This window comes from Endozoicomonas sp. ONNA2 (assembly GCF_024606365.1).
Taxonomy (GTDB): Bacteria; Pseudomonadota; Gammaproteobacteria; order Pseudomonadales; family Endozoicomonadaceae; genus Endozoicomonas.
The window spans coordinates 1-1,103 of the sequence record NZ_JAHHPO010000065.1; the positions used below are offsets into that span (position 1 = coordinate 1).

General features: G+C 50.8%; 3 protein-coding genes. All 3 read left to right on the top strand.

Annotated elements, in window-relative coordinates:
- Positions 1-191 (top strand): hypothetical protein (locus KDK14_RS00940; protein WP_257263139.1); only part of this gene is annotated, 191 nt, incomplete at its 5' end.
- Positions 192-274: 83 nt separating this feature from the next.
- Positions 275-619 (top strand): hypothetical protein, encoded by a 345-nt coding sequence (locus tag KDK14_RS00945; RefSeq protein WP_257263140.1) that lies wholly within the window; start codon positions 275-277, stop codon positions 617-619.
- Positions 616-1,065, top strand: a complete 450-nt coding sequence (locus KDK14_RS00950; RefSeq protein WP_257263141.1) for a hypothetical protein — start codon at positions 616-618, stop codon at positions 1,063-1,065. Before KDK14_RS00945 ends, KDK14_RS00950 begins: the two co-directional genes overlap by 4 nt.
- Positions 1,066-1,103 lie beyond the last annotated feature (38 nt).

Consider the following 1,103-nt stretch of genomic DNA (forward strand, 5'->3'; position numbering starts at 1 on the left):
CAAGTGTTATGCAAAATGAAAGACCTGACCCTGTGACCCTGATTTCTGTCTGTTTTACCGCCCGGTTGAGCTATATAAAGTCACGCTCCCTGAGCGTGCAGCATGGAATTCACAGCCACAGACCGGTGCCGCTCTTGAGGTTTGCTTTAGCCCGTCCAGTCGTCATCTGCTGTTTTATGGCCGTTGTTTGAATAGCTCCCGAATTCTGGCCAGGGATGACTAGGGGCAATGGGCAGAAGAGCCTCTCAATTGGTCCGATAGCAACGTCAGTCGGGTGATTACCGGGGCAAGATTCAGTGCTTGCACAAACCACCTGTTAACCTGGAACGCTGAGGGTTGCGTTAATACCTTGCGGTCTGGTCACCGCTGCTGGAACGATGTCAGCAAGTTAACGCTGCCGGATCAGACTGTCGAATTCAGCCCTTCCGGCAAATATACGGTGACCTATGGCAGGAACAACCCTTTGATCATCTGGCGCATGGGTGGAAATAATAATTGGCTGAAAATGGAGGTTCGCGGCCTCTCTCCCGGAGTATTGGTTGATTACGTCCGATTCAGTCCATCGGAGCAGTATTTGGTAGTGCGCTGGTCGGCTCCACAGGAACGGGGGGGAAAATGACTTTATTGTCGCTGGATGGTTCCGAAGCCTGGTCAGCACAGCCATTAAATTTATCAAGCAAAGATCTTATTGGCTTTGCCCACTTCAGCCAAGTGGCGGACCAGCTTCTGGTGGGTCTTACCGAAGATCATATCAGGCGCGGACGGGTCTCAATTTACAGCCCTGAACCATCAGGAAAATGGCAGGAGACGGTCATCTTCCCACACCTCTATCCGCTAAGCCCTGCCGGTAAATACGTATTCAGTAAATACAGCACCAGTGGCCGTGATGTGCTGCTATGGCGCAGACCGGAAAAATTGTCTGACTGGTCACTTAACCATTGTCGCTTGCCTGAGCTGGATGACGCATCAAGGGCAAGGCTTGACTCATTTATCAAGCTGCAACATGATTCCCGTGTGGATACGGCGCTGTTCAATCCGTCTGACAGACACTTAGGAATTGTCTGAAAATAACTTCCACATATTCAGATGTTCCACCGCAATCA